This is a genomic window from Ruegeria sp. ANG10, from assembly GCF_040705255.1.
GTDB lineage: Bacteria > Pseudomonadota > Alphaproteobacteria > Rhodobacterales > Rhodobacteraceae > Ruegeria.
In genome coordinates this window covers 364,186-388,656 of sequence record NZ_JBFCVU010000004.1, presented here as the reverse complement: position 1 = coordinate 388,656, position 24,471 = coordinate 364,186, and the positions used below count along the sequence as shown (strand labels likewise).

Genomic DNA, 24,471 nt, shown 5'->3' with positions numbered 1-24,471 from the left:
GGTGATTCCTACCGCAACTGCAATGAAATTAAGGCTTAAACCTAACTTTTCCATACAGGTTTTCGCTTTTCAAAGAATGCGCTGATTCCCTCTTTCGCCTCGTCCGTCTCCCATCGGTCCACCAGGGCTCGGATCGTTTGGTCGATCACGGCATCGTCAATCTTGGGCCCCAGCTCGCGGATCAGTTCCTTGGCCGAGGCGACCGCGCCTGGTGCGCACGAAAGGTAGGGCTGAACCTCGGCTTCGACTGCATCATCCAATTCGGTGGCCGGAACAGTTTTGGCTAACAGCCCAAGCTCAACCGCCTCAGCGGCATCAAACATCCGGGCCGACATGAACACGCGTCGCGCCCGCGCTTCGCCCATGCGGGCGATTACATATGGACCAATCGTCGCCGGGATCAGACCCAGCCGCGTCTCGGTCAGGGCCATCTTTACGCTGTCCAAGCCAATGGCCACGTCGCAAACAGCAGTCAGCCCAACACCACCGCCAAACGCGTTGCCTTGAATCGCACCTATCAGCGGGCGGGGCATGGTGTTCAGCGCCTGCAACATCTCGGCCAGCTTGCGCGCCTCGGCAAACCGCGTTTCGGAGTCGGCGGCCATCTGGTCCTGCATCCAACCCAAGTCACCGCCCGCACAGAAACTTTTGCCCGCCCCGGTCAGCACCACCACGCGCACTGTGTCATCTGCACCCAGTTGCGCGGCCGCTTGTGTCAGTTCGGCAATCATCCGCGCCGACATCGCGTTGTGCTTTTCCGCCCGGTCGAGCGTCAAAGTCGCAACTCCACGCGCGTCTGTGGTCACCGAGATCGTTTCAAACATGCCCGCCCCTCACTCTAGCCGCATGGCCCGCGCCATTTGCGCAGCCTGTTCCACAATTTCCAGATCAAGCCCGGTCTCATAGCCCAGCCGCTCCAGATGGGCGGCTACGGCCTCGGTGGCGACATTCCCGGCTGCTCCGGGCGCGTAAGGGCAACCGCCCAGGCCACCAACCGCCGTATCAAAGGTTCGTACGCCCAGTGCCAGCGCAGCGTCTATATTGTCGATGGCCCGCCCGTTGGTGTCGTGAAAATGCCCCGCCAGCCGGGTTACCGGCACGCGTTCGCGTACGGCCAACAGCATATGCGCGATGGTATCGGGCGTTCCTTGCCCGACTGTGTCACCTAATGAGACCTCGTAGCAGCCCAGGCCGAACAGTAGATCCGCGACCTCCGCCACCTTCTCGGGCGGGGTTGGGCCATCATAGGGGCAATCGGTCACGCAGGACACATAGCCACGCACCGGCAGGTCAATGTGGCGTGCGGCCTCGAGGATCGGCGTGAACCTCTCGATGGATTCGGCAATCGTGGCGTTGATATTGGCTTTCGAGAACCCCTCGGAGGCCGAAGCAAACACCGCAATCTCATCCGCCTTGGCCGCCAAGGCATCCTCGTACCCTCGCATGTTGGGCGTCAGCGCGGCATAGCGCACCCCATCTGCCCTTTTTATTCCCGCCAAAACTTCTGCACTGCCGGCCATCTGTGGCACCCATTTGGGCGAAACAAAACTAGCCAATTCGACCCGCTTAAACCCCGCCCGGCTGAGGCAATCGACCAAAGCCACTTTCTCCGCCACCGGAATCTCACGCTGTTCATTTTGCAGGCCGTCGCGTGGACCTACTTCGAAAATCTCGACCCGCTCACCCATGGCTGCGCTTCTCCCGGTTTTGTTTCGTTTCCTGTTCGGATGGCGTGACTGTGCCACGCGATGCGGCGCGCGAACAGGTCACTCTTCTTTCAACCTGATCAGGGCCGCTCCGGCTTCGACCTGCGCGCCGTCCTCAGTCAGCACCTCGGCCACGACACCGTCACGTGCGGCCAGCAGGGAATGTTCCATCTTCATGGCCTCCAAAATGGCAAGCCTGTCCCCCTCACTCACCTCTTGGCCCACGGCGGCAAACACCGCCTTGACCAAACCAGGCATGGGGGCTTCGATCACGTTGGTATCGCCTGCAGCGCTTGCATCGCGGTCCAGCGGATCAATAATGTCAAACGCCTGCCCGTAGGTATCAAAGACCGTGATCCGCGTACCCGAAACCGACACCTGCGGCATTGGGCTGCCGTCAATGGACCAGATATCGTTGCTCCGCTCGGCAATGACAGTATCTTCCCCGACCTGCCAAACCTGACGATTTGAACCTTCAACCTGAACGTCCAGATCAAGGGTGTCATCTGCCTTTAGCTGAACTGCACGGTGCAGCGGAGCCCACAGGGAAAACCCAGTCTCTTCAGTCGTATCGACCAAATCCAACGCCGTCATCGCAGCCGCCACGCATGTCGCTGCCGAATTCGGTGCTACCTGTGTCAGCGCATCAATATCCCGCCCGATCAGCCCGGTATCCACATCACCTGTGGCGAAACCTTCATGCCGGGCCAGCGCGCCCAGAAAGGCGAGGTTGGTCACGGTGCCCGCGACCTCGGTCTGTTGCAGGGCACGATGAAGCTGTTCCAGTGCAACCGCGCGCGTGGGGCCATGGACGATGACTTTGGCGATCATCGGGTCATACCAAGGGCTGATCGTATCACCCGCACGCACTCCGCTATCGGCACGGCAGGCCGTAGGGAATTGCAGATGCGTCAGGGTGCCCGTTGCAGGCAGGAAGCCCTTGGGCACGTCCTCGGCATAGAGGCGGGCCTCAAATGCGTGGCCAGTGATGGATAGATCGTCTTGACGTTTCGGCAACGCTTCACCAGCGGCGACCCGCAATTGCCATTCGACCAGATCGACCCCGGTGATCGCCTCGGTCACGGGATGTTCTACTTGCAGGCGCGTGTTCATCTCCATGAACCAGAACCGATCCGGGCGTAGACCGTCCGAGGCGTCGACGATGAATTCAACCGTCCCTGCCCCTTTATAGCCAATCGCCTCGGCCGCGCGCACGCCCGCCTGCCCCATCGCCTCGCGCATCTCAGCCGTCATACCCGGGGCCGGAGCTTCTTCGATCACTTTCTGATGGCGGCGTTGTAACGAACAGTCGCGTTCGAACAAATGCACCGCGTGGGTGCCGTCGCCAAAGACCTGCACCTCGATATGGCGTGGTTTGGCAACGAATTTCTCGACCAACACGGCGTCATTACCAAAGGCGGTTTTCGCCTCGCCACGGGCGCTGTCCAGTGCAGCGGCGAATTCCTCGGGGCGTTCGACCAGCCGCATGCCCTTGCCGCCGCCACCTGCCACTGCCTTGATCAACACAGGGTAGCCGATGGTTTCAGCAGCGCCCGCCAGATGTTCGGGGTCCTGATTGTCACCGTGGTAGCCCGGAACAACTGGCACGCCTGCCTGCTCCATCAGAACCTTGGCCGCATCCTTAAGACCCATTTTGCGGATCGCATCCGCCGAAGGGCCGATAAAGGTCAGGCCCGCCGCCTTAACCGCATCAACGAAATCAGGGTTCTCTGAAAGAAAACCGTACCCCGGATGGATCGCCTGCGCGCCTGTGTCCAACGCAGCCTGAATGATCACGTCGCCTTTAAGATAGCTATCAGCCGGAGCCGCGCCGCCAATATGCACCGCCTCATCTGCCATCTGCACATGTTTTGCCGAGGCATCCGCGTCGGAATAGACCGCAACACAGGAGATGCCCATTTTTTGGGTCGTTTCCATGACCCGAAAGGCAATCTCGCCTCGGTTGGCAATCAGGATTTTATTGAACATGTCTTACCCCTCAACAGCCAGGTCTTCGACTAGACGGAACCGTTCGCACAACAACTCCATCTCAGGATCAAAACCGCCATTGCGCTCGAAGTAACGGCGATGGTCCTCGCGCCATCCTTCAAGCGTTTCATTCTCTCCCTCGGCCAAAGCGAAGTCAGCGGTCACGTCGCAGAAACGACAGATCGAGACATCGATTGTTTCGATGACCAAAGCCGGGTTGTCATCCCATTCCAGAGCGATATCGCGCCGCCCGACAACCGGTGTCTCAGGGCTTCCGTCCGGATAGTAGCGCAGCGCCCCACAAGTTGCTTTTTTTTGGCCTGAGCGCACCAATGCCAGCAATTCAGCACTCAAGGCAGCGCTATCGCCGAACTTAAAAGTCTGTGCGTCCGGGTAGCGGGCCATTACTTCTTTCAGGTCCATGCACATCACATCCTGAACACGCCGAAACGTGTCTCTTCAATTGGGGCGTTCAACGCAGCGCTTAGCGACAGGGCCAGCACATCGCGGCTTTTGCGCGGGTCTATTATGCCGTCGTCCCATAATCGGGCCGACGCGTAGAGCGGGTGCGATTGTTCCTCGAACATCTCCAGCGTCGGGCGTTTGAACTCGGCCTCCTCCTCGGCGGACCATGTTCCGCCCTGCCGTTCGATCCCGTCTCGTTTGACGGTGGCCAGAACGCCCGCCGCCTGCTCACCTCCCATCACGGATATCCGTGAATTCGGCCAGGTCCACAGGAACCGCGGCTGATACGCTCGTCCGGCCATGCCATAGTTCCCGGCCCCGAACGAGCCACCAACCAGCATCGTGACCTTCGGCACGTTCGTCGTGGCCACAGCTGTCACCATCTTGGCCCCATGCCGTGCGATGCCTTCATTTTCGTATTTTCGGCCCACCATGAAGCCTGTGATGTTCTGCAGGAACACCAATGGGATTTTGCGCTGCGAGCACAGCTCGACAAAATGCGCGCCCTTCTGCGCGGCCTCGGAAAACAGCACGCCGTTATTGGCGATGATCCCGACCGGGCAACCTTTGACATGGGCAAACCCTGTCACCAGCGTCTCGCCAAAGCGCGGTTTGAACTCATCGAAACGCGAGGCATCGACCAGCCGTGCGATCACCTCGCGGATATCGTAGGGCGTACGCAGATCGGCAGGGACCACACCCAGAATTTCCTCGGGGTCATAGGCCGGGTCCTCGGGGCTGGCCCAATCCACCGTTTGTGGCTTTCGGAGGTTCAGCGATCCGACCGCGCGGCGCGCCAATGCCAGCGCGTGGGCGTCATCCTCGGCCAGATAGTCGGCCACGCCGGACAGGCGGGTGTGCACGTCGCCGCCGCCCAGATCTTCGGCGCTGACAACCTCTCCGGTCGCTGCCTTGACCAAGGGTGGCCCGGCCAGAAAGATCGTGCCCTGCTCTTTCACGATGATCGTCACATCCGACATCGCAGGCACATAGGCCCCGCCCGCCGTACACGACCCCATCACAACGGCGATCTGAGCGATCCCCTTCGCGCTCATCCGCGCCTGATTGTAGAAGATGCGGCCAAAGTGATCGCGGTCGGGGAAAACTTCATCCTGATTGGGCAAGTTCGCACCGCCGCTATCGACCAGATAAATACAGGGGAGGTTGTTTTCCTCAGCTATCTCCTGCGCGCGCAGGTGTTTCTTGACCGACATCGGGTAATAGGTGCCACCCTTCACTGTGGCGTCGTTGCACACCACCATAACCTCGCGCCCCTGCACCCGGCCAATGCCCGCGACAACCCCGGCAGCAGGCGCGGCATCGCCATACATCCCATTTGCCGCCGTCGCGCCGATTTCCAAGAACGGAGACCCCGGGTCCAACAGGTTCGCCACACGACGGCGCGGCAGCATCTTTCCCCGAGATTCATGCCGCACACGGGATTTCTCACCACCGCCCATGCGGGCGGCTTCGGCGGCGGCTGAGATTTGCGCCAGAGCGTCGAGATGGGCCGAACGGTTTGCCTTGAAGCCCTCGGAGGCGGGCATGGCTTTGGATGTGAGTTTCATTGTTGCACCTCATCAGCAATTCGCTCCAAGGATCGCCACTGCAACCATTCTCCGGTTTTCAGATACGCGTCGCACCACACATCTGGTGAAATATCGGCAACCGGAGAAGAGTCACAAACGTCAAAAACATCTTCGACCAACTGTCTATACGTTCGCTCATAACCCCGCGCACGCCAGGTCGTGCCGTTAATGCTTAGAGGAAGGTCATCTCGAATTTTGCCCGACAGTAAAGAGACCTGCTTTGAAAATTCTACAAAACACTGTTGCTGTTTGTCTCTTGCACGACCGATCACACAGTATTGAATGGCGAGATCCGCGCAGTTGGTATCCATGAACATCCCGTTGGCAGGCTGTGTTAGTTGTGTACACCCTTCAAACCACGCCAAAACATCAACTGGGACCGGACTGTTTTCCGCTAGCGCTTGGCAAGCGAATGACACTGGCAAAAAATAAACTGCTAGTTTGTGTCTCATACCTTTACCTCCCCCGCCGCACGGGCTTTCAATTCCTTCCGGATCACCTTTCCCGTCACTGTCATCGGCAATTCCTCCAGAAACGCCACCTCGCGCGGGTAGGAATACTGCGCGAGACGGTCCTTGACCCAATCCTGCAATTCCCAGCCTGAGGCTTCGCCCCCAGGTTTCAACACCACATAGGCCTTCACGATCTCGGTCCGCAGCGGGTCGGGCTTGCCAACCACACCCACTGTCGCCACCGCCGGGTGGGTTAGCAGGCAATCCTCGATCTCAGCGGGACCAATGCGGTATCCGGCTGAGGTAATCACGTCGTCATCGCGGCCTACGAAACGCAGATAGTCGCCTTCCCACACGCCGCGGTCGCCGGTGATCAGCCAGTCACCCCTGAACTTCTCGGCGGTGGCTTCGGGCCGGTTCCAATATTCCAGCAGCATCGAGGCCGAGCCGCACCGGATGGCCACGTCGCCCTCTTCATCGGTCGGATTGCCGTCCTCATCAATTACCGCAACCTCGTGCCCCGGCACTGGCCTGCCGATACAGCCAGGTTGCACCGGGAAATCCTCGGCACAGGACGACACGACCATGTTGCATTCCGTTTGGCCGTAGAATTCGTTGATCGTCAGGCCAAACGCCTTTTGTCCCCAGGCCAGCATCTCGGCCCCCAGAGGCTCACCGCCCGAAGCGACTGAGCGCAAGCCGGGGATGGCCTGATCGGCCGCCTTCAGCATGCGAAGTGCGGTCGGAGGGAAGAACACGTTTCGCACCCCGCCGCGTGCGATCAAGTCGGCGCAGGCTGCGGGGGTGAACTTCTCCAACCGTGCCGCAACCACGGGAATGCCCAGCGCAAGCCCGGGCATCAACACGTCGAACAGTCCCCCAATCCAGGCCCAGTCGGCAGGCGTCCACAGACAATCGCTGTCGCGCAGGTGGTTGTGGCTGATCGAAACACCCGGCAGGTGGCCGGTCAGAACCCGGTGCCCATGCAGTGCGCCCTTGGGGGTGCCCGTGGTACCCGAGGTGTAGATCAGCACCGCAGGATCCTCGGGACCGGTATTGGCACAAGGGAAAGGATCATCCGACGGTGCAATCTGATCGACCAATACCGGCTGGGCCAGATCGCCCAGCAATGCCACCCCTTCGGCATCGGTCAGCACCCATTGCGCGCCTGCGTCCCCAACGCGCGAGGCCAGCGCATCCCGCTTGAACAGCTTGAACAGTGGCACTGAGATCGCGCCAAGTTTCCAGATCGCCAGATGCGCCGCTGCGCACCAGGGTGACTGGCTCAGCAACACACCCACGCGGTCCCCGGGCTGCACCTGCTGTTGCAAATCATGCGCGATCCCGTCGGTCATACGCGTGAGTTGGCCAAAGGTCACAACCTCTCGGTCGCCGTCTGTCAGGTCAATGATCGCGACGCCGTCACGAGGATGCGCCAAGCATTGTCGCGCCATATTGAGCTGATCCGGAATATCCCAGACGCCCGCCTTCGACATACCAGGTATGCAGCTATCGGGATGCATGCGCAAAACCCCTTGTTTTTCTTACTCTTGGCGGGCGCGGGCGACCTCCCGCTCTCACAGAAACTTGATGCAGATCAGAGTTCGCGTCGGCCCGGTCCTGCACAAGCGACTCATCAACAAATTCAAAGGCCATAAAATGACCAAAACACTCGCCGCTTTGACGCTCTCGACTGCGCTTGTCGCGCTTGCCGCCCCCGCCATGGCCCAGAACCAAGGTGACTGGACCGTGGGTGTTGGTGTTGGCTATCTGGACCCGAAATCCGACAACGGAACCCTGGCTGGTCTTGATGCCGACATTGACGCAGACACCAGCGCGATCTTCACAGTAGAGTATTTCGTCCGGGACAATCTGGGCATCGAACTGCTGGCTGCGACCCCGTTCAGCCACAGCATCGCGTTGGGGGGCACCGACCTGGCCAGCACCAAACACCTGCCGCCCACCCTGTCGCTGAACTATCACTTCGCGAACAACAGCGCCTGGAAGCCCTATGTTGGCGCCGGTCTGAACTACACCATCTTCTTTGACGAAAAATCCGCGCTTGGGGATCTGGACATCGACAACTCCTTCGGTGTCTCGCTGCAAGCCGGCCTGGACTACATGGTCACCGAAAAAGGAGCCGTGCGTCTGAACGTGCGCTGGTTCGACATCGACTCGGACGTCAAACTGAACGGCACCGATATCGGCACCGCAGAAATCGATCCCTGGCTGGTCGGCGTATCCTACGTCCATCGCTTCTGATCCTTGTCTTAAACGCCCCGCCACCCTTTGGCGGGGCGTTTTGCTCAGCGCATTTCGCCCATCAACTCGCGTCCGATCAGCATTCGGCGAATTTCACTGGTGCCCGCGCCGATCTCCATCAGCTTGGCGTCTCGGAATATCCGGCTGACCGCTGAGTCCGACAGGAACCCGGCCCCGCCCATCGCCTGCACAGCCTGATGCGCCTGCGTCATCGCCTGTTCCGAGGCGTAAAGGCAGCACGCCGCCGCATCCTGACGGGTCACATCCCCCCGATCACAGGCCTTGGCGACCTCATAGACATAGGCCCGCGCGGAATTCATCGCGGTGTACATATCGGCGATTTTGCCCTGCATCAGTTGGAAGCTGCCGATCGGTTTGCCGAACTGCTTACGCTCGGCCAGATAGGGCATGATCTCATCCAGACAGGCGGCCATGATGCCGGTGCCAATCCCGGCCAACACAACACGTTCATAGTCCAACCCTGACATCAGAACGGCTACACCCCTGCCCTCTTCGCCCAGAACGTTTTCGAACGGTACCTCGACGTCCTCAAAAATCAGCTCGGCCGTGTTCGACCCCCGCATCCCCAGCTTGTCGAAATGCGGAGAGGTCGAGAAACCCTTCATCTCTTTCTCGATCAAAAAGGCCGTGATCCCTTTTGAGCCCGCATCCGGGTCCGTCTTGGCATACACGACCAGCGTGTCCGCGTCCGGCCCATTGGTAATCCAATATTTGTTGCCGTTAAGACGATAATGATCGTTACGCTTTTCCGCGCGCAGCTTCATCGACACAACGTCCGATCCGGCCGAGGCTTCGGACATCGCAAGCGCGCCAACATGGTCACCCGAGATCAGGCGCGGCAGATATTTCGCCTTCTGCTCGTCATTGCCGTTCAGCTTGATCTGATTGACGCACAGGTTCGAATGCGCCCCATAAGACAGCGAAACCGAGGCTGAAGCCCGCGCCACTTCTTCCACTGCAACGGTGTGGGCCAGATAAGACATCCCCGCCCCGCCATACTCTTCGGGCACGGTGATCCCTAACAGCCCGAGGTCACCCATCTCTTTCCACAGCTCATTGGGAAAGGCGTTCGATTGATCGACCTCGGCCGCCATCGGTTTGACCCGATCCTGCGCCCAGCGATGCACCATCTCGCGCAGGGCGTTCACATCCTCACCCAGATCGAATTGCATTGTGGCCGTGAACATGTTGCGACCTCCTCATCGAATTAATGAACACTTGTTCAATAATTAGGTAACAGCGAATCCTCCACGGGTCAATGAGAAGGCTAGCACCAAAGAAAATGCCACCCCGAACAGGATGGCATTTTTCAAGAATAAAGCGTGCGCCAAAGGCGCACTCAATTGGATCACGATTGAAACACAGCCCCAACTTCGGCCCGGATGATGCGCGCGATCAGACGGCAGTCGTCCAGCGAAAAGGTCAACGGCACGCGCATATCCATCACCCCGGCAAGGATACGGTCACTTGCGGGCAACGGCGTGCTTTCGGCATAGCGCCAACTGTCGTAGCGCGAGGTAAAGCCAGTCGGCTCGGCCCCACCGAACCACTTGATCTCGACCCCCCGTGTGGCGCAACGACTGATGACTTCAGCGATACGCTCCGGCGTCCAGTCGAGCAGCAGGAACTGGATCGACGAACCAACATAGGTCTCTTGTTCGGGACGCTCGACGATAGTCAGGCCAGGGGTGTCCCGCAGGCCGGTCGCGATCTCGTCATAGCGTTCGTTCCAGCGCCGCACCTGCCGGTCAAGATCACGCAATTGCGGGCGCAGGATCGCAGCACGCAAATTGTCCATGCGGCCGGACACATTAGGTGTAGTGTATTTGATCTTTTCAAACACCTCGGGCCCCGGCGCGGCAAGGTGGCGTTCATACAGCATGTAGGAACCTGAAAGCATCGTGGCCTTTGCTGCAAGCACCTCATCATCGGTGATCAGCAGACCGCCTTCACCGGAATTGACGTGTTTGTACGTCTGGCAGGAGTAACACCCAATCGCACCCTGACGCCCCGACAATTGGCCGCGCCAAGCGGCACCCATTGTGTGGGCGCAGTCTTCGATCACCGCAACGCCCGCCGCATCACACATCTGCATCAGCCGATCCATGTCGCACAGATGCCCGCGCATGTGGCTGAGCATCAGCACCCGCGCCTGATCCAGCTTGGATTCAAGATCATCCAGATCAATCGTCAGATTCTCAGTCACGCCCACAAAAACCGGCCTTGCCCCGACCGAGGCAATTGAACCCGGCACAGGCGCCAGCGTGAAAGCATTGGTCAAAACCGGGTCACCCGGCTGCACCCCCACGGCCCGCAACGCGGTAGCCAATGCATACCCCCCAGACGACACAGCCAGACAGTATTTCGCCCCCATTTGCGCCGCAAACTCTTGCTCAAGCAGCGCGGTTTCGCCCAACTCTCCGGGCACGACGTTATAGCGATGCAGACGCCCGTGGCGCAGAACGGCCATGGCGGCGTCAATCGCCTCTTCTGGAATAGGTTCCTGCTGGGTGAAGCTGCCAGTGAATGTCTCGGTCATGGGCTAGTTCTGATCCTGCAAAGGGTTGGGGTCAAGAATTTGTGCCGCCGCACCAATCAGCCCGGTGACCAGCTCAGGCAGATCATCAAAGTGATGTAGCAGTGCTTCGGGCTCCAATGCGGCCATATCTTCCCCGGATGGGCCAAACGTCACCAGCACCGAGGGTACGCCCGCCGCCCGCGCCGTATTTCGGTCGGTGTCGGAATCGCCGATCAGCACACACAAATCGGGATGCCCCCCGGCCCGGCGCGCGGCTTCGCGCAGTGGTTCGGGGTCTGGTTTGCGCACGGGCAACGTATCTGCGCCCACCAAAGAAGCAAACTGGTCCCGCACGCCCATCTGGGTCAGCAACTGATCAGCCAGAGCCTCGGGCTTATTAGTGCAGATACCCACGCCATAGCCTTGGGTCCTCAACATCTCGACGGCTTCAAGCGCGCCGGGGTAGAACCGGGTGTGGGTGTCGATGGCTTGCGCATAGGCCTCCAGCAGCGTCGGGTAATAGGCGTGGACGGTATCCTCATCATAAGCGCCGACCCGCTTTAGCCCGTGGGTCAACATCATCCGCCCACCCCGCAAGGCAACGGCTGCGTCATCATCGTGAACCAGGACATCCCCATGCCCCATCTGGCGAAAACAATGGTTGGCCGCTGCCAGCAGATCACCCGACGTATCGGCCAAAGTTCCGTCCAGATCGAAGATTACCGTGCGCATTGTGTCTCCTGCCTCGGCGGTTTATTGCCGTCTCGTATTGCAAACGGCAATCTTGTTTGATCCGCGAACCGCTTGCGCCTTTGCCCTCAGCGGATAAAACGGACTGCAACAAAACACAAAGAGAAATCGATTTCATGAGCACTGCCCTTGTCATCCTTGCCGCCGGAAAAGGCACCAGGATGCATTCGGATATCCCCAAAGTTCTGCATCCTATCGCGCAGGTCCCGATGCTGGTCCACACCATGCGCGCCGGAGGCGTATTGTCGCCCGAACGGACCGTAATCGTCACCGGACACGGGGCGGAAGCCGTGGCCAAGGTCGCCACAGCCGAGGATGACGCGGCGCAGATCGCCCTACAGGAAGAGCAGTTGGGCACCGCCCATGCCGTCGCACAAGCGCGCGACGCGCTGGACGGATTCACCGGCGACGTCGTAGTTCTGTATGGCGACACTCCGTTTCTGCAGCCCGATACGCTTAAACGCATGATCGCGGCGCGGGCGGAAAACGATCTGGTCATTCTAGGGTTTGAGGCTGCTGAACCGGCGCGTTATGGTCGGCTGGTAATAAGCGGCGACAGCCTTGAGCGGATCGTAGAATTCAAGGACGCATCAGATGAAGAGCGCGCGATAACATTCTGCAACTCTGGCCTTTTGGCCTGTGATGCGCAGACATTGTTTTCCCTGATCGACGCGGTAGGAAATGACAACGCGGCTGGTGAATACTATCTGACCGACGTCGTGGAAATAGCGCGCGCGCGCGGTTTGAAAGTCACCGCAGTCGCCTGTGACGAAGCTCAGACATTGGGTGTGAACTCGCGCACCGATTTGGCTGCGGCAGATGCGGTGTTTCAGGCCAATGCCCGTGCCGAGCTGTTGGATCTTGGTGTCACCCTGATGGCACCCGAAACCGTTTATCTGGCCGCCGACACCATCATCGGGCGCGACACGGTAATTGAGCCCAACGTGGTTTTTGGCCCCGGCGTCACAGTCGAAAGTGGAACTACAATCCGGGCGTTTTCACATCTGGAAGGCTGCCACGTCAGCCGGGGTGCCATAGTTGGACCTTATGCCCGCCTGCGCCCCGGTGCCGAGTTGGCAGAAAACACCCGCATCGGCAATTTTGTCGAGATCAAGAACGCTGAGATCGCGGAAGGGGCCAAGGTGAACCACCTTAGCTATATCGGCGACGCTTCGATCGGCGCGACCTCGAATATCGGCGCGGGAACGATCACCTGCAATTATGACGGCGTGATGAAACATCGCACCACAATTGGTGAGAATGTCTTTGTCGGCTCAAACACCATGTTGGTGGCCCCGGTGAAGGTCGGAGACGGTGCAATGACGGCGACCGGCACAGTCGTGACGCGAGACGTCGAGCCCGACGCGCTGGCCGTGGCCCGCGCCAAGCAGGACAACAAACCCGGTTATGCACGTAAATTGTTTGATGTGTTGAAGGCGAAGAAGGCTCGCCGCGACAAAGGAGCCTGATCCATGTGTGGAATTGTAGGTGTTCTGGGGCAACACGAAGCCGCCCCTATTTTGGTTGAGGCGCTGAAACGGCTGGAATATCGCGGCTATGACAGCGCCGGTATCGCCACTGTCAATGATGGCGAACTGGGGCGGCGTCGGGCTGTGGGCAAGCTGGTTAATCTCAGCGATTTGCTGGTGCATAATCCTCTGCGCGGAAAATCGGGCATCGGGCATACCCGTTGGGCAACGCACGGCGCACCCACAGTGACCAACGCGCACCCGCACAAGGCGGGTCCTGTGGCCGTGGTGCATAACGGCATCGTCGAAAACTACCGCGAATTGCGGGCTGAATTAGCCGAACATGGCGTCAATTTCGTCACAGAGACCGATACCGAAACCGTAGCCTTGATGGCCGAGCATTATCTGAACAATGGACTGTCGCCCGTTGATGCAGCGTTCAAGACCATCGAACGGCTTAAAGGGGCCTTTGCGTTGGCCTTTTTGTTCGACGGGCAGGACGATCTGATCGTTGCGGCGCGTAAGGGCTCACCTTTAGCCATTGGACATGGGGACGGCGAGATGTACGTGGGTTCGGACGCCATTGCGCTGGCCCCGCTGACGGATCGCATCACCTATCTTGAGGAAGGCGACCGGGCGGTCCTAACCCGCACCTCGCTTGAAATCCGCAACGAAGCCGGTGAGTTGGCCAACCGCGAGACCCGCCAAATCAAGCTGGATCAGACACGGGCCGACAAGGCCGGTCACAAGCATTTCATGGCCAAGGAAATCGCCGAGCAACCCGTGGTGGTGGCTGAGGCAATCCAATCCTACCTGCCCACTGGTGGCAACGAGATTACCCTGCCGTGTGAGCTGGATTTCAGCAAGCTGGACCGTCTGACCATGGTCGCCTGCGGAACAGCCTTTTATGCCTGTCTGACGGCGAAATATTGGTTCGAACAATTGGCCAGAATGCCCGTCGAGGTCGATATCGCCAGCGAGTTCCGGTATCGCGAACCTCCGATCCCCGACCGCACAGCGGCCTTGTTTGTCAGCCAGTCGGGCGAAACCGCCGATACGCTGGCCGCGCTGCGCTATTGCGAGGGTAAGGCCGATAAGATCGTATCGGTGATCAATGTCCCCGAAAGCTCGATCGCGCGCGAAAGCGACATTGCCCTGCCGATCCATGCCGGTGTTGAGATCGGTGTGGCCTCGACCAAAGCTTTCACTTGTCAGCTAAGCGTATTGCTGATGCTAGCGCTCAAGGCGGCTGCGGATCGGGGCACTCTGAGCGATGAGGAACTGGCTGATCATGCCGCTGCACTGCGTGGATTGCCGACCGCACTGAACGCGGCTTTGGATCAGAACCAGTCCATCAAGGCCTCGGCCCAACGCTTGTCCGAGGCGCGCGATGTGCTGTTCCTGGGCCGCGGCCTGATGTATCCACTGGCAATGGAAGGTGCGCTGAAACTGAAGGAAATTAGCTATATACACGCTGAAGGTTATGCATCTGGCGAGCTAAAACACGGTCCCATCGCCCTGATCGACAAGCACATGCCGGTGGTGGTCATGGCCCCGCGCGATACGGTGTTCGACAAGACCGTGTCGAACATGCAAGAGGTCATGGCACGCAAAGGCAAGGTCATTCTGGTCTCGGATGATGACGGCGTTGCCGAGGCCGAGGATGGGGTGTGGAGCACTATTCGCATGCCCCATATCCATCCCAGCCTTGCCCCGATCCTGTATTCGGTTCCGGCGCAGCTGCTGGCCTATCATACGGCTGTCGCCAAAGGTACGGACGTGGACCAGCCGCGCAATCTGGCGAAATCCGTTACCGTCGAATAAGCCAAGATCGGGCCGCACCCACGGCCCGTTTCACCAACAGGGCGGCAAACATTGAATATCTATCTGGACCAGATCAAGGCTTATGCTGACCCCGAGCGCGCGAGCCAAATGGCAGCCTATCACAAGGTCGACCGCCTCTATCTGGGTGTCGCGAACCCCGTTCTGAACGACCTGACAAAAACTTGGCGTCAAGACCTGGATGTATCTGAGCGCGTGGAACTGGCGGATGCCTTGTGGCAGACCAATATACACGAGGGCCGTCTGGCCGCAGCCAAACTGCTGACCCAGGCCCGGATCCGGCCTGATGAGGCAGTCTGGGATTTACTGTACAGCTGGTTGGCCGATTTCGACGCCTGGGCCGCGGCCGATCACGCCTGCATGGCGATGCAAAAACGCCTGTCGGCCGATCCCAGCCGGTTGGATCAAGTGGAAATCTGGACGGTCTCAGATCACATGTGGACGCGGCGCGCAGCGCTGGTGGCCACCCTGCCCTGGACCAAGCAGAACCACCCCAAACCCGACGATCTGGCTCGGCGCGAGCGTATCCTCGGCTGGGCAGCAAGCTATGTGCCGGACCGGAACTGGTTCATCCAGAAAGCCATTGCCTGGTGGCTGCGTGATCTGTCCAAACACGACCCTGTCCGCGTCCTTGCGTTTTTGGCCGAACACGGGGACGCAATGAAACCTTTCGCACGCCGCGAAGCCGGAAAATACCTGAAAGATCAGTTGGAATAGACCTCAAGCTCAACCAATTCGTCGAACGGCAACAACAAGGCCCGCATCGCATCCAGAGATAACCGGCTGCCGCCGCTTTCGGGTCCTGGCGCTGGAACCAGAGTGATATAAGCCTGCGATCCGGTTCTGGGAACGACCACGCGACCGGTGAATTCGACGTCGACCAGCGGAGTTTCCAGCCAACGGCCCGGCGTGGTCGGATCGCCCAATCCGGCTATGGTCGTCTTTGCGCCCACCCAGCCAACAGAAGTGGCCGCAACAGACTCTGGTTCAACTGCTTCCTCTGTCACAACCTCTTCGACCACGACGTCTTCGGGTTCAGAAGGCGTCTTTTCGCCCCCAAACACCCGATCTGTCGTGGACCGTACGGTGTCGCATCCGGCCACCAGAATACACAAAGCGAATAGCATATATCTCATGCCGTCAGCCTATCGCCCTGCGCTCATCTGTACCAGCGCAAAGGAAACTTCGCCCTTGTCGCAGGCTGGTCGCGGCTTTACCTATGTCGCATGACTGCTCCGCTTATCGACCCATTCGCACGTGCGATCACCTATCTCCGCGTGTCTGTCACAGACCGCTGCGATTTCCGCTGTGTTTACTGCATGTCCGAGGACATGAAGTTTTTGCCAAAGAAAGACCTGCTGACGCTGGAAGAGTTGGACCGCATGTGCTCGACCTTCGTGAAGTTGGGGGTTGAAAAGCTGCGCATTACCGGTGGTGAGCCGCTTGTACGCCGAAATATCATGACGTTTTTCAACAGCATGACCCGGCATCTGGACAGCGGCGCGTTGAAAGAACTGACGCTGACCACCAATGGCTCACAACTGCACCGCTTTGCCGATGACCTGTACGCCGCAGGTGTGCGTCGGGTGAACATCTCGCTGGACACACTGGACGACGATAAATTCGCTGAGATCACCCGCTGGGGTCGTCTGAAGCAAGTGCTGAACGGAATCGACGCGGCGCAGAAGGCCGGGCTGCGGATCAAGATCAATGCGGTGGCCCTGAAGGGCTTCAACGAAGTAGAATTGCCCACGATCACGAAATGGTGTGCGGAACGCGACATGGACCTGACCTGGATCGAGGTCATGCCCATGGGCGATATCGGCAATGAGGATCGCCTGGATCAATACTGGTCGCTCAAGGACGTTCGTAAGGAATATGAGAACCATTATTCCGTGACCGATCTGGCAGAACGCAGCGGCGGGCCAGCGCGTTATGTTCGCCTAGAGGAAACCAGCCAAAAGATCGGCTTCATCACCCCTCTGTCGCATAATTTCTGCGAAAGCTGCAACCGCGTACGTCTGACCTGCACCGGTGAGCTGTATATGTGTCTGGGTCAAGAGGATATGGCCGACCTGCGGGGTGCCCTGCGTGATCACCCCGATACCGAGCAACCTCTCGAAGACGCGATCCGCGCGGCGATCAATCTCAAGCCTAAGGGGCATGATTTCGACTATTCCCGCCAGTCGGTCGACGGCAAGATGAGCCGTCACATGAGCCACACAGGCGGCTGACGTGCCGGACAAGATGGGCCGACCGACGCTGCTGTATCATCTATATTGCGGCCTGACCTCTGTTGCAGGGCCGTTCGTGTGGCGCACCGTACGGAACAAGCTGCAAGCCGCGGATGTTTCCGTAACCCGGCAGCAGGAACGCCAAGGCCGTGCCAGCCTGCCCCGCCCCGACGGCCAACTGATCTGGTTCCACGCCGCCAGCGTTGGTGAAACCCTTTCGGTTATCAGCCTGATCAAAAGGTTGGGTGAACGTCTGCCGGATGCCGAGTTTCTGATCACCTCTGGTACGCCCACTTCGGCCGCGTTGATCGAAAAACGCATGCCACCGCGAACGCGGCACCAGTACCCGCCGCTGGATACGGCTGGTCCCGTGCGGCGCTTTCTGGACCACTGGCGCCCGAATGCCGGTATTTTCGTCGAAAGCGAAATCTGGCCCCGCCTGATTGTCGAAGGCGCCAGCCGTGGCATCCCCTTGGTTCTGCTCAACGCACGCCTGTCGGACAAATCCGTAGAAGGCTGGAAGAAACGCCCGGGCACTGCACGTTTCATTCTGGATCACTTTCGCCTGTTCCTGACCCAGAACGACAAGACCGCGCAAAACCTGATCGATATGGGTGCGCCTGCTGATCGTGTACAGCCGGGCACGAACCTGAAGGCCATGTCTGACCCCTTGCCGATTGATCAGGCCACGTTGTCCGACATCCGCACACAGACCGGCGCCCGCCCCGTCTGGATCGCCAGTTCGACACATGCCGGTGAAGAGGAAACTGTTCTCGCCGCCCACACAGAGCTGCTCAAACGCTGGCCTGACCTGCTGCTGCTGCTGATCCCACGCCACCCTGAACGCCGAGCCGAGGTGGCCAGTCTGGCAACCCAAGCTGGGCAAACCGTGGCCATCCGTTCGAACGGCGATACAATCACCGACAAAACGCAGGTCTACATGGCCGACACGCTGGGTGAAACCGGGACATGGTACGCGCTGAGCCCCGTCGTATTCCTCGGGGGATCACTGAAGGAAATCGGCGGCCACAACCCGTTCGAACCGGCACAGGCGGGTGCGGCTGTAATTACAGGGTCCGGTTATTTCAACTTTGCAGAAACCTTTGCCCCACTAGTCGAAACTGGCGGAGCACTGGAGGTTCAATCCGCCTCAGAACTGGCCGAGGCTGTGGCGATCTGGCTGTTGGATCAAACCGCATTGGACACAGCTCGTGCTGCCGCAAAATCCTGCGTGAACACCCAGCGATCAGCACTGGACGCAATTGTCGAGACACTGTGCACCGAACTCAACTTATCTGGTTCGGGTCCATCTTCATCTGGCTAAAAATACGTCGGGGAGCGCGAGGGGCTGGCCCCTCGCCACCCAACGCCAAGATCAGGCCGCTGGCATCCGCTGCTCGACAATTTCAGCCCACCAGCTGCACCCAGCTGGAATGGCCTCATCATTGAAGTTGTACTCAGGGTGATGCACCGCCGCCGTGTCACCATTGCCAACCAGAATATATGCCCCCGGTCGTTCTTCGAGCATAAAGGCAAAATCCTCACCGCCCATGATCAACGGTGCCTCATCGCAATTGCCCGCCACCGAACGTGCGACATCCGCTGCAAAGCCGGTCTGCTCATCACTGTTCACCATCACCGGGTAGCCCAGGTAATAAGTCACATCAGCCGTTCCACCAAACGTCGTCGCGATTCCGTTGCAGATCTCTTTGATGCGCTTTTCTGCCATTTCCCGCATCTGCGCACTCATCGTGCGGACGGTGCCTTTGATCTGGACCGTCTGCGGGATGACGTTAAAGGCCGTCGACGAGGTTTCAAACGACGTTACTGAAACCACGACCTGATCCACCGGATCAGCGTTGCGCGATGCCACCGTCTGCAGCGCAAGCACCGCCTGTGCCGCCATAACGGTTGTGTCGACCGTCTCATGTGGTTTCGCCGCGTGACCGCCCTTGCCCTCAAAGGTGATGTCGAATTGGTCCGTGGCCGCAAAGAACGCGCCGGGACGAATGGCAAAACTGCCGACAGGACGACCGGGCCAGTTGTGCATGCCATAGACCTCTTGGATACCCCAGCGGTCCATCATGCCGTCCTCGCACATCTCGCGGCCACCTCCACCGCCTTCTTCAGCGGGTTGAAAGATCACCACGACCGTGCCGTCGAAATTCCGTGTTTCCGACAGGTATTTCGCCGCGCCCAGCAACATCGCCGTATGCCCGTCATGACCACAGGCATGCATAGCCCCATCGGTCTTGGAGGCATACTCCAGACCCGTTGCTTCATGTATCGGCAGCGCGTCCATGTCAGCCCGAAGGCCGATCACCTTGCCGCCCGTGTCGACTTTGCCCTTGATCACCCCAACGACCCCGGTGCGGCCAATCCCGGTGACAACCTCGTCGCAACCAAATTCCTTCAGCTTCTCGGCGACCAGGGCACTGGTGCGGTGCGTATCAAACAGAATCTCGGGGTTTTCATGAATGTCGCGCCGCCATTCAGTGATCTCCCCCTGCAATTCGGCAAAACGGTTTTTGATCGGCATAGTCTTCTCCCATCTTTTTCTATTTGCCCCGGCTTTATCCCGGCGCGGAATTCCCAAGTCAGTCCAAAGAGGCGGGTCGCAGCGCGCCGGACAGCAGGACAATCAGGACGGCCAAGGGCAATAAAACCATGAACGCCAGTCGTAATGTAAGCATCTCGGCCAGAATCCCAATAAGCGGCGGGCCGATCAACAACCCTCCGTACCCCAGCGTGGCGACACTGGCGATAGCTTGTCCCGGCGGTACATGCGGATCATTGGCTGCACGGCTGAAGGCCAACGGCATGATCACCGCATAGCCAACTCCCATCAGGGCAAAGCCCGCCAAGGCCAACCCCGCCTCTGATGCCGAGACCACACCGAACACGCCCAATGCCGCACAAACACCTCCGAAGCGGGCCGTTGCGACAGGACCAAACCGCGCGATTGCAAATCCGCCAGCCAGCCGAAACGCCACCATCGTCACCGAAAACACGGCATATCCCAACGCAGCGACGCTTTCGGCGGCACCGGTTACGTCACGCAGGTATATTGCACTCCAATCCGCTACGGCACCTTCCCCCAAAGCGCCGCACAGCGCAGTGAACCCAACCAGGATCAACGCGCCGGACGGCAGGGCAAAGACACTGCCGTCATGTGAGACAGCTCTGCGCGACGTCCACTTAACCCAGGACAGCGCCAGCGCCAGCGCCACGACAACTCCGCCAGCCAGTAAAAAGTGCTGCATCACTGTCAGTCCCAGCTGCACCGCCCCGTATCCGCTGAGCGCGCCCAACCCGGCGCCCAAACTCCACATCGCGTGGAACGAGGACATGACGGGCTTGTCATAGGCTTGCTCGACCTCGGCGGCCCAGGCGTTCATGGCCACATCCATCGACCCGTGAAAGGCACCGAATACGAACAGGAACCCCGCCAGCGCCCAGAACCCATCGGCCACGGCCAACAGGATCAGAGACAACGTGTACAGCATCGCAATAACCCGCGTGATGGCTACGGCCCCGAACCGATCACTCAACCGCCCTGTCACCGGAAACGAACACACAGCCCCCGCCGCCATGAACAGCAGACCATAGCCCAATGCCACATGCGTCAAATCCAGCCTGTCCCGCACGGCTGGAATGCGAGATGCCCAAATGCCAAACAGCGCGCCGTTCAGGATGAACATGGCAGCAACGGCCCGCCACGCGGTCACAATACCAATCACCGGATTTCCTTCGCAAAAAGCGTCGAACCCTTCTGTTCTACAGACTAAGTGGGGTTTGGCAATTGCGGATCATTCCAAACGTTTGCGGACGTGACGGATTGCAAACCAAACCAATGCGACCACGGGGATCGTCACCGCGGCGGTCAGCATGCCCTTGCTGATGCCAGAGGCCGTCAACGGGTACAGGAGGTAACTAACCAGTGACACCGCATAATAGCTGATAGCAACAACGGACAGCCCCTCGACCGTGTGTTGCAACCGCAAGGCCAGATCGGACCGGCGGTCCATGCTTTCCAGCAGCGCCTGATTTTGCGCACTGCGTTCCACATCCACCCGCGTCCGTAAAAGTTCGCCTGCTCGGATGGCCCTGTCGGACAATGCCTGAAGGCGGCGTTCTGTAGACTTCACAGTACGGATCGCAGGGTCATAGCGGCGCATCATGAAATCAGCAAAATTCTGACCGCCTTCGAAACGCTGTTCCCGCAACACTTCGATCCTTTGGTTGACGATAGCTTCATAAGCGCCCGTCGCTCCGAACCGGAAAGAACACCGGGCCGACAAAGTTTCGAGTTCAATCGAAGTCGACAACAATTCCTGCAAAAGCTCGTCAGGCTGGGCCGAGTTGTCGGTCATCAGTCCCATCAATCGGGTTAGTTGCCCGTCCAGTTCTCCAATACGCGGCATCAACTGCTTGACGCGCGCAAATCCAAGCATGGACATCGCCTTATAGGTTTCTATCTCGCAAAGGCGCTGGACAATTCGCCCTGTCCGGCGCCGCCCAGTGCCTTCGGCCACAAACAATGCAAAGCGCATATGACCTGCTGGATCGATACGAAAATCGCTGGCGCAAATAGCGGCATCGTCCAATACCCTAGCTACGGCCAGGCTTTCAGGCTCGAACCAATCAAGCAATTTGGATTTAACCACCTCATCACTTTCGCGCTCAACCACGCGAACCATTGCTGACGTAACCCTTTGACCAGGACTAGCCATCAGCCAGTCGGGAGGAAAAACTTCGAAATCGGCCGGGTTGAACGCGCGATCGCTCACATTCTGAGCGATCGCCGTGTAGGTAACGAACTCGGTGTGTTGCTCCCACTTCAACCAATGGCGACCAATCTGACCGGCGTAGTGCGTGGCATCCGGCTGAGGGTGCTGCGCACCGTGTCGATCCAGAAGGTTGATCAAGTGGGCCAAATCCTCACGACGATCACGGGCTACGGCAGCTTCCGGTTTCTTTATCGCCAGAAACACCACTGTGCATGGCATCGACGCGACCGGAAACGGTCGTGCATGCAGTTCATTGGCCAGCGCATAGCGCAGCGGGTGATCATCAATGGGCGTCATACAGAGCTCCGTTCTGTCCAGGGCACTATAAGCCACCATAAAAATACATCAATTCTCTTTTTATTTCATATACTTAAGTGGATACGGCTGTATACATTCTATCTATCTCATTGATTTGGCTGCCACAGCTCGATCGGATTGCCCTCAGGATCGTGAATACGAGCAAACTTTCCCACCTCACTGTCCCACTCAGCACGTGTTTCGACGGTGATCCCGGCGGCCTCAAGCTGCGCTTTCAGCGCCGTCAAATCGTCTACGCGGAAATTGATCATCCATTGCTGATCTGCGCGGCCGAAGTATTCCGTGTCTTCGGCAAAAGGGGCAAAGACGGTAAACCCTTCGCGCTGCTTCCAGGGCACAGGATCGTAATGATTGACGCCCAAGTGTTTCTCATACCACGCGCTCAACGCGTCTGGGTCGCGGGCACGAAAGAACACACCACCTATGCCGTTTACTTTCTGCATGACCACTCTCCTAACACCCACCACGTCAGACCAGTCTATCACAATCCGCCCGCTTCATCTGGCTACAAACATCCCCAAGGTCAGGAGGCAGAGCCTCCTGCACTACAAATAAGAAAAGGGCGCCCGAAAGCGCCCTTTGCAATTTGGTTACACCCCTCGATCAGTCGATCATGGGCAGCAGTTTGTCGAGGCTGGCCTTTGCGTCGCCATAGAACATGCGGGTGTTTTCCTTGAAGAACAGAGGGTTTTCGATGCCCGAATACCCGGTGCCCTGACCGCGTTTGGACACGAACACCTGTTTCGCCTTCCAGCACTCCAGAACCGGCATACCGGCGATGGGGCTGTTGGGGTCTTCCTGTGCCGCAGGGTTCACGATGTCGTTCGAGCCGATGACGATGGCCACATCCGTTTCCGGGAAGTCGTCGTTGATCTCGTCCATTTCCAAAACGATGTCATACGGCACCTTCGCCTCGGCCAGCAGCACGTTCATGTGACCCGGCAGACGACCGGCAACAGGGTGGATCGCAAAACGCACCTCTTTGCCATTAGCGCGCAGCTTGCGAACCAGTTCCGAAACCGACTGCTGCGCCTGCGCCACGGCCATGCCATAGCCCGGGATGATCACGATGCTGTCGGCATCGTTCAGGGCCGCAGCCACACCATCGGCTTCGATGGCAATCTGCTCACCCTCAACGGCCATCTGCTCGCCCTGCGGGCCGCCAAAGCCACCCAAGATCACACTGACAAAGTGACGGTTCATCGCCTTACACATGATGTAGGACAAGATCGCACCCGACGAGCCCACCAGCGCGCCAACCACGATCAGCAGGTCGTTGCCCAGCGAGAAGCCAATAGCCGCAGCAGCCCAGCCTGAATACGAGTTCAGCATCGACACAACCACCGGCATGTCGGCACCGCCGATGCCCATGATCAGGTGATAGCCGATGAACAGCGCCGCCAGCGTCATCAGGAACAGCGGGAGGAAGCCGCCCGATGCTGTGTACCAGATCAGGCAGATCAACGAGAGACCCGCCGCAGCTGCGTTCAGTGCATGACCGCCTGGCAGTTTGGTCGCTGCCGAGGTCACCTTGCCCGCCAGCTTGCCATAGGCCACAACCGAACCGGTAAAGGTGATCGCACCGATAAAGACGCCCAGGAACAGTTCCACATGCAGGATCGAAAGTTCCGCCGGGGTCTTTTTGGCGATCAGCTGGGCGAACCCTCCGAGCCCTGTGTACAGAACCTCTTTCGAAGCATCCTCAACGGCCATCACTTCAGCGACGTTCAAAACTTCGAAATGGGCGTTGTAACCAACAAACACAGCCGCCAGGCCGACCAGCGAGTGCATCGCGGCAACAAGCTGAGGCATCTCGGTCATCTGGACGCGCTGCGCCACGTATTGACCGATCAGGCCACCACCCGCGATCAGCAGCAGCGACAGCAGCCACAGACCCGAACCGGGGCCAACCAGCGTGGCAAATACCGCCAGCGCCATACCGACGATGCCATACCAGACCGCGCGCTTGGCGCTTTCCTGGTTCGACAGACCGCCGAGCGAAAGGATGAAAAGGACAGCCGCAACAACATAAGCGGCAGTAGTGAAGCCAAATTCCATGTGCCCGG

22 protein-coding genes are annotated in these 24,471 nt (G+C 59.1%); 6 read left to right on the top strand and 16 right to left on the bottom strand.

Features of this window, described 5'->3' with window-relative positions:
* Positions 1-41 precede the first annotated feature (41 nt).
* The 7 genes from AB1A64_RS11820 to AB1A64_RS11790 form a co-directional block, all read right to left on the bottom strand.
* Complete coding sequence (locus tag AB1A64_RS11820; protein WP_366551587.1) at positions 42-824, bottom strand: crotonase/enoyl-CoA hydratase family protein; 783 nt, start codon at positions 822-824, stop codon at positions 42-44.
* A 9-nt stretch (positions 825-833) separates the two neighbouring features.
* Positions 834-1,688: a hydroxymethylglutaryl-CoA lyase gene (locus AB1A64_RS11815; RefSeq protein WP_366551586.1), complete on the bottom strand. Its 855-nt coding sequence runs from the start codon at positions 1,686-1,688 to the stop codon at positions 834-836.
* 78 nt (positions 1,689-1,766) lie between these two features.
* Entirely contained in the window at positions 1,767-3,695 is a 1,929-nt protein-coding gene (locus AB1A64_RS11810) for an acetyl/propionyl/methylcrotonyl-CoA carboxylase subunit alpha (protein ID WP_366551585.1), read from the bottom strand.
* Positions 3,696-3,698: 3 nt separating this feature from the next.
* Complete coding sequence (locus AB1A64_RS11805) at positions 3,699-4,124, bottom strand: ASCH domain-containing protein (RefSeq protein ID WP_366551584.1); 426 nt, start codon at positions 4,122-4,124, stop codon at positions 3,699-3,701.
* Positions 4,124-5,728, bottom strand: a complete 1,605-nt coding sequence (locus AB1A64_RS11800) for a carboxyl transferase domain-containing protein (protein ID WP_366551583.1) — start codon at positions 5,726-5,728, stop codon at positions 4,124-4,126. The genes AB1A64_RS11805 and AB1A64_RS11800 overlap by 1 nt, the downstream gene beginning before the upstream one ends.
* The gene (locus AB1A64_RS11795) at positions 5,725-6,201 is read right to left on the bottom strand and encodes a hypothetical protein (protein WP_366551582.1); all 477 of its coding nucleotides are present in this window, start codon (positions 6,199-6,201) and stop codon (positions 5,725-5,727) included. Before AB1A64_RS11795 ends, AB1A64_RS11800 begins: the two co-directional genes overlap by 4 nt.
* Entirely contained in the window at positions 6,198-7,724 is a 1,527-nt protein-coding gene (locus AB1A64_RS11790; protein ID WP_366551581.1) for an AMP-binding protein, read from the bottom strand. The genes AB1A64_RS11795 and AB1A64_RS11790 overlap by 4 nt, the downstream gene beginning before the upstream one ends.
* Before the next feature lie 136 nt (positions 7,725-7,860).
* Here AB1A64_RS11790 and AB1A64_RS11785 point away from each other — a divergent pair, with 136 nt between their 5' ends.
* Positions 7,861-8,463, top strand: a complete 603-nt coding sequence (locus tag AB1A64_RS11785; RefSeq protein WP_366551580.1) for an OmpW family outer membrane protein — start codon at positions 7,861-7,863, stop codon at positions 8,461-8,463.
* Between the two features lie 44 nt (positions 8,464-8,507).
* Here the strand turns inward: AB1A64_RS11785 and AB1A64_RS11780 are convergent, their stop codons facing one another.
* The 3 genes from AB1A64_RS11780 to AB1A64_RS11770 all read right to left on the bottom strand — a co-directional run bounded on the left by AB1A64_RS11780 (position 8,508) and on the right by AB1A64_RS11770 (position 11,734).
* The gene (locus AB1A64_RS11780; RefSeq protein WP_366551579.1) at positions 8,508-9,671 is read right to left on the bottom strand and encodes an isovaleryl-CoA dehydrogenase; all 1,164 of its coding nucleotides are present in this window, start codon (positions 9,669-9,671) and stop codon (positions 8,508-8,510) included.
* 161 nt (positions 9,672-9,832) lie between these two features.
* The gene (locus AB1A64_RS11775) at positions 9,833-11,023 is read right to left on the bottom strand and encodes an aminotransferase class I/II-fold pyridoxal phosphate-dependent enzyme (RefSeq protein ID WP_366551578.1); all 1,191 of its coding nucleotides are present in this window, start codon (positions 11,021-11,023) and stop codon (positions 9,833-9,835) included.
* A gap of 3 nt (positions 11,024-11,026) precedes the next feature.
* The gene (locus AB1A64_RS11770; protein ID WP_366551577.1) at positions 11,027-11,734 is read right to left on the bottom strand and encodes an HAD-IA family hydrolase; all 708 of its coding nucleotides are present in this window, start codon (positions 11,732-11,734) and stop codon (positions 11,027-11,029) included.
* Positions 11,735-11,868: 134 nt separating this feature from the next.
* Here AB1A64_RS11770 and glmU point away from each other — a divergent pair, with 134 nt between their 5' ends.
* Genes glmU through AB1A64_RS11755 form a run of 3 tightly spaced genes read left to right on the top strand, consistent with a single transcriptional unit; the run spans position 11,869 to position 15,780 of the window.
* Entirely contained in the window at positions 11,869-13,221 is a 1,353-nt protein-coding gene (gene glmU, locus AB1A64_RS11765; protein ID WP_366551576.1) for a bifunctional UDP-N-acetylglucosamine diphosphorylase/glucosamine-1-phosphate N-acetyltransferase GlmU, read from the top strand.
* A 3-nt stretch (positions 13,222-13,224) separates the two neighbouring features.
* Positions 13,225-15,045, top strand: a complete 1,821-nt coding sequence (gene glmS / locus AB1A64_RS11760; RefSeq protein WP_366551575.1) for a glutamine--fructose-6-phosphate transaminase (isomerizing) — start codon at positions 13,225-13,227, stop codon at positions 15,043-15,045.
* Positions 15,046-15,096: 51 nt separating this feature from the next.
* Entirely contained in the window at positions 15,097-15,780 is a 684-nt protein-coding gene (locus AB1A64_RS11755) for a DNA alkylation repair protein (RefSeq protein ID WP_366551574.1), read from the top strand.
* Here the strand turns inward: AB1A64_RS11755 and AB1A64_RS11750 are convergent.
* Entirely contained in the window at positions 15,768-16,199 is a 432-nt protein-coding gene (locus AB1A64_RS11750) for a hypothetical protein (RefSeq protein WP_366551573.1), read from the bottom strand. The genes AB1A64_RS11755 and AB1A64_RS11750 overlap by 13 nt on opposite strands.
* 90 nt (positions 16,200-16,289) lie before the next feature.
* On the opposite strand from AB1A64_RS11750, the gene moaA reads away from it, so the two are divergent.
* Together moaA and AB1A64_RS11740 are read left to right on the top strand one after the other, a co-directional pair.
* Positions 16,290-17,297 carry a GTP 3',8-cyclase MoaA gene (gene moaA / locus AB1A64_RS11745; RefSeq protein ID WP_366551572.1) on the top strand — a complete coding sequence of 336 codons (1,008 nt, stop codon included), beginning with the start codon at positions 16,290-16,292 and terminating at the stop codon, positions 17,295-17,297.
* 13 nt (positions 17,298-17,310) lie between these two features.
* Positions 17,311-18,621: a 3-deoxy-D-manno-octulosonic acid transferase gene (locus tag AB1A64_RS11740; protein ID WP_366551631.1), complete on the top strand. Its 1,311-nt coding sequence runs from the start codon at positions 17,311-17,313 to the stop codon at positions 18,619-18,621.
* A 51-nt stretch (positions 18,622-18,672) separates the two neighbouring features.
* Here AB1A64_RS11740 and AB1A64_RS11735 read toward each other — a convergent pair whose 3' ends face one another.
* The 5 genes from AB1A64_RS11735 to AB1A64_RS11715 all read right to left on the bottom strand — a co-directional run bounded on the left by AB1A64_RS11735 (position 18,673) and on the right by AB1A64_RS11715 (position 24,463).
* On the bottom strand, positions 18,673-19,836 hold the full coding sequence (locus tag AB1A64_RS11735) for a M20 aminoacylase family protein (protein ID WP_366551571.1): 1,164 nt from the start codon (positions 19,834-19,836) through the stop codon (positions 18,673-18,675).
* Positions 19,837-19,894: 58 nt separating this feature from the next.
* Positions 19,895-21,037: an MFS transporter gene (locus AB1A64_RS11730; RefSeq protein ID WP_366551570.1), complete on the bottom strand. Its 1,143-nt coding sequence runs from the start codon at positions 21,035-21,037 to the stop codon at positions 19,895-19,897.
* 69 nt (positions 21,038-21,106) lie between these two features.
* Positions 21,107-22,384: a DUF3422 domain-containing protein gene (locus AB1A64_RS11725; protein WP_366551569.1), complete on the bottom strand. Its 1,278-nt coding sequence runs from the start codon at positions 22,382-22,384 to the stop codon at positions 21,107-21,109.
* Positions 22,385-22,491: 107 nt separating this feature from the next.
* The gene (locus AB1A64_RS11720) at positions 22,492-22,848 is read right to left on the bottom strand and encodes a VOC family protein (RefSeq protein WP_366551568.1); all 357 of its coding nucleotides are present in this window, start codon (positions 22,846-22,848) and stop codon (positions 22,492-22,494) included.
* Between the two features lie 160 nt (positions 22,849-23,008).
* On the bottom strand, positions 23,009-24,463 hold the full coding sequence (locus AB1A64_RS11715) for an NAD(P)(+) transhydrogenase (Re/Si-specific) subunit beta (RefSeq protein ID WP_366551567.1): 1,455 nt from the start codon (positions 24,461-24,463) through the stop codon (positions 23,009-23,011).
* Between the last annotated feature and the right edge of the window lie 8 nt (positions 24,464-24,471).

Excerpts from the sequence above, each read along its gene's own strand:
- AB1A64_RS11800 (WP_366551583.1), bottom strand. The coding sequence starts at position 5,728 with ATGAAACTCACATCCAAAGCCATGCCCGCCTCCGAGGGCTTCAAGGCA.
- AB1A64_RS11725 (WP_366551569.1), bottom strand. The coding sequence starts at position 22,384 with ATGACGCCCATTGATGATCACCCGCTGCGCTATGCGCTGGCCAATGAA.
- AB1A64_RS11815 (WP_366551586.1), bottom strand. The coding sequence starts at position 1,688 with ATGGGTGAGCGGGTCGAGATTTTCGAAGTAGGTCCACGCGACGGCCTG.
- AB1A64_RS11810 (WP_366551585.1), bottom strand. The coding sequence starts at position 3,695 with ATGTTCAATAAAATCCTGATTGCCAACCGAGGCGAGATTGCCTTTCGG.
- AB1A64_RS11735 (WP_366551571.1), bottom strand. The coding sequence starts at position 19,836 with ATGCCGATCAAAAACCGTTTTGCCGAATTGCAGGGGGAGATCACTGAA.
- glmS (WP_366551575.1), top strand. The coding sequence starts at position 13,225 with ATGTGTGGAATTGTAGGTGTTCTGGGGCAACACGAAGCCGCCCCTATT.
- AB1A64_RS11785 (WP_366551580.1), top strand. The coding sequence starts at position 7,861 with ATGACCAAAACACTCGCCGCTTTGACGCTCTCGACTGCGCTTGTCGCG.
- AB1A64_RS11790 (WP_366551581.1), bottom strand. The coding sequence starts at position 7,724 with ATGCATCCCGATAGCTGCATACCTGGTATGTCGAAGGCGGGCGTCTGG.
- glmU (WP_366551576.1), top strand. The coding sequence starts at position 11,869 with ATGAGCACTGCCCTTGTCATCCTTGCCGCCGGAAAAGGCACCAGGATG.
- AB1A64_RS11770 (WP_366551577.1), bottom strand. The coding sequence starts at position 11,734 with ATGCGCACGGTAATCTTCGATCTGGACGGAACTTTGGCCGATACGTCG.
- moaA (WP_366551572.1), top strand. The coding sequence starts at position 16,290 with ATGACTGCTCCGCTTATCGACCCATTCGCACGTGCGATCACCTATCTC.
- AB1A64_RS11820 (WP_366551587.1), bottom strand. The coding sequence starts at position 824 with ATGTTTGAAACGATCTCGGTGACCACAGACGCGCGTGGAGTTGCGACT.
- AB1A64_RS11775 (WP_366551578.1), bottom strand. The coding sequence starts at position 11,023 with ATGACCGAGACATTCACTGGCAGCTTCACCCAGCAGGAACCTATTCCA.
- AB1A64_RS11805 (WP_366551584.1), bottom strand. The coding sequence starts at position 4,124 with ATGTGCATGGACCTGAAAGAAGTAATGGCCCGCTACCCGGACGCACAG.
- AB1A64_RS11720 (WP_366551568.1), bottom strand. The coding sequence starts at position 22,848 with ATGCAGAAAGTAAACGGCATAGGTGGTGTGTTCTTTCGTGCCCGCGAC.
- AB1A64_RS11750 (WP_366551573.1), bottom strand. The coding sequence starts at position 16,199 with ATGAGATATATGCTATTCGCTTTGTGTATTCTGGTGGCCGGATGCGAC.
- AB1A64_RS11715 (WP_366551567.1), bottom strand. The coding sequence starts at position 24,463 with ATGGAATTTGGCTTCACTACTGCCGCTTATGTTGTTGCGGCTGTCCTT.
- AB1A64_RS11740 (WP_366551631.1), top strand. The coding sequence starts at position 17,311 with ATGGGCCGACCGACGCTGCTGTATCATCTATATTGCGGCCTGACCTCT.
- AB1A64_RS11795 (WP_366551582.1), bottom strand. The coding sequence starts at position 6,201 with ATGAGACACAAACTAGCAGTTTATTTTTTGCCAGTGTCATTCGCTTGC.
- AB1A64_RS11780 (WP_366551579.1), bottom strand. The coding sequence starts at position 9,671 with ATGTTCACGGCCACAATGCAATTCGATCTGGGTGAGGATGTGAACGCC.